Origin of the sequence: uncultured Caballeronia sp., assembly GCF_964243625.1 — a bacterium.
In the GTDB taxonomy this organism is placed as follows: Bacteria; Pseudomonadota; Gammaproteobacteria; order Burkholderiales; family Burkholderiaceae; genus Caballeronia.
Genome location: NZ_CAXTGZ010000809.1, coordinates 1 through 2,271, shown reverse-complemented (window position 1 = coordinate 2,271; position 2,271 = coordinate 1). Strand labels below are relative to the sequence as shown.

The 2,271-nt window shown below is 53.8% G+C and carries 2 protein-coding genes; both read right to left on the bottom strand.

The features are described from left to right. Window positions 1-213 precede the first annotated feature (213 nt). A complete protein-coding gene (locus tag ACFFAR_RS31190) occupies window positions 214-1,599 on the bottom strand; it encodes an FAD-linked oxidase C-terminal domain-containing protein (protein WP_375509227.1) in 1,386 nt (461 codons plus the stop codon). Further along, on the bottom strand, window positions 1,599-2,271 hold a 673-nt coding region (locus tag ACFFAR_RS31185; protein WP_375509226.1), incomplete at its 5' end, for a homogentisate 1,2-dioxygenase. The genes ACFFAR_RS31185 and ACFFAR_RS31190, both read right to left, overlap by 1 nt.

The window sequence follows — 2,271 nt, the reverse complement described above, 5'->3', positions numbered from 1 at the left end:
GAAAGCCAAATTTGTCTGGCTTAACAAAACCTGTCTATTTATCGCCCGTTGAAGAGCATGTAAGCGGGTCTGCGCCCGCCTGTTCTTCGCGTTCTTAAATCACAATCGAAACCTGAACTGCTATGAGCTAGAATGCGAAACTGAGGCTTCCGTACGTCTTATTCCACGATAAGATCTACTTCATCCCGTCTAGAAACGAGAAGCTAGTCTCGATCACGCGTGCATTCCAACGATTTTTCCTGGATTCATAATCAGATTCGGATCGAAGGCGCTTTTGATCGATTGATGCAGCGAGAAGGCATTTCCTGTCTCCTGACGTAAAAAGTCTATCTTTCCATATCCAATACCGTGCTCGCCAGTGCAAGTGCCGCCGCAGGCGAGCGCGCGGTCGATCATGCGCTGATTGACATCTTCAACGCGTCGCATCTCGTCCTCATCTTCCGGATTGACGATAAAACATGCGTGGAAGTTGCCGTCCCCAACGTGGCCGCAAATTGGCGCAATGAGATTGGCCTGATTTATATCTTCTTTTGCCGCCTGTATGTTGACAGCAAGCTCGGATATTGGCACGCAGACGTCGGTGGGCAAGCTCTGCGATCCCGGCCGCAGCGCTATGTTTGCCCACCAGATGTCATGCCGCGCCTGCCAAAGCCGTGATCGATCTTCTGGTCGCTCGGCCCAACGGAATTCATGGCCACTATTTGCTTCGGCGATGTCCTTAACCAACGCGACTTGGTCATTCACAGCGCCACGACTTCCATGAAACTCAAAAATCAGAGTCGGCGCGACGTCCAGGTTTATCTTGGAATATCGGTTGACAGCGTCCACTTGCAAGTCGTCGAGCAATTCAACACGGCCAATCGGCACTCCTGCCTGAATCGTTTGTATGACGGTCCCTATGGCGCTGTCGAGGGAGGGAAAGCTGCACGTCGCTGCAACCGTGTGCTCAGGGAGCGCATGTAGGCGAAGTGTCACAGCGGTCACAATTCCCAACGTTCCTTCAGACCCGACAAACAGATGGGTCAAGTCGTAGCCAGCCGCCGACTTGCGCGCTCGAGTGCCGGTTTGCACTAAACTGCCATCGGGCAAAACAACCTCAAGACTAAGGACCTGCTCCCGCATTGTGCCGTAGCGTACAGCGTTAGTACCCGAGGCGCGCGTTGAAACCATTCCTCCAATAGAAGCATCAGCGCCGGGATCAATGGGAAACTGTAGGCCCGTATGGTGTAGGTGGGAATTGAGCTCCTTGCGGGTAACGCCAGCCTCGACCGTAGCGTCCATATCGTTAACGCGGATAGCCCGAATGTCTCGGAGTCCCGAGGTGTCAATGCAAAGGCCGCCATGAAGAGCTGCGATATGACCTTCGCATGAGGTACCCGTCCCGTACGGGATTACCGGTATCCTAAGATCGGCACACACCTGCATCGCCTCCTGAACTTCCGTTACCGTGTTTGGAAAGGCCACCGCATCCGGAGCTTTTATGGGATGGAATGTTGTGTCTTTGCCGTGATGTTCGCGTACGGCCGCAGACAAACTCAAGCGCTCACCAAATATCGGCTTGAGGCGTTCGATGGCCAAACTGACGTTGCCGTAGCTCATTATTCTGGCTTCTCAATAAAATCACGCCATGAATCAACGTGACCAGTCAATTCACACCCCGCTAGGTCGGGTGCGAGATCGAGCGGATCGCGGGCGTCGATATTGATCGCCACTTCCTCAATCCGTTCACGGGGATTAGAGAGGCTCGCTTTATATGGGCCGGGATGAGGTCCGTGTGGGAAGCCGCTTGGATGGAATGTCAGCGCTCCAGTCCCCATACCAGACCGGCTAAAAAACTGGCCTGCGTGCAAAAAGAGCAGTTCATCGTAGTCATCGTTCGAGTGAAAAAACGGTACCTTCAAAGCACCTGGATCGGTTTCGGCTGGACGCGGGCAAAAAGTGCAAACAGCGAAGCGTTCAGTCACAAAGGTTGAATGTGCTGATGGGGGCAGGTGATAACGATCGCTCACGACCGGACGGATGTCTCTCCAGTTCAGGCGGACAGGTGTTAGCGTGCCTTTCCAACCAACGGCATCCAAGGGGTTGAAGCCAAAGGTGATTGTTGACAGACTCTGACGCGCTTTGAACCGGACTTTTGTCTCATTGCTGCCTTGCTGTGCAAGAAAACGCTCGTCCATCTGGGGCACATCAAGCACGCCTTGATCAAAAAGAGCATGCTCGCCAAGCGGCCCGCGATCCGGAATTTGGTAGGAGGCACCGGTAGCTTCGAGA

Bases quoted from the DNA above. Each gene is read 5' to 3' on its own strand.
- ACFFAR_RS31190 (WP_375509227.1), bottom strand. From the start codon at position 1,599: ATGAGCTACGGCAACGTCAGTTTGGCCATCGAACGCCTCAAGCCGATA.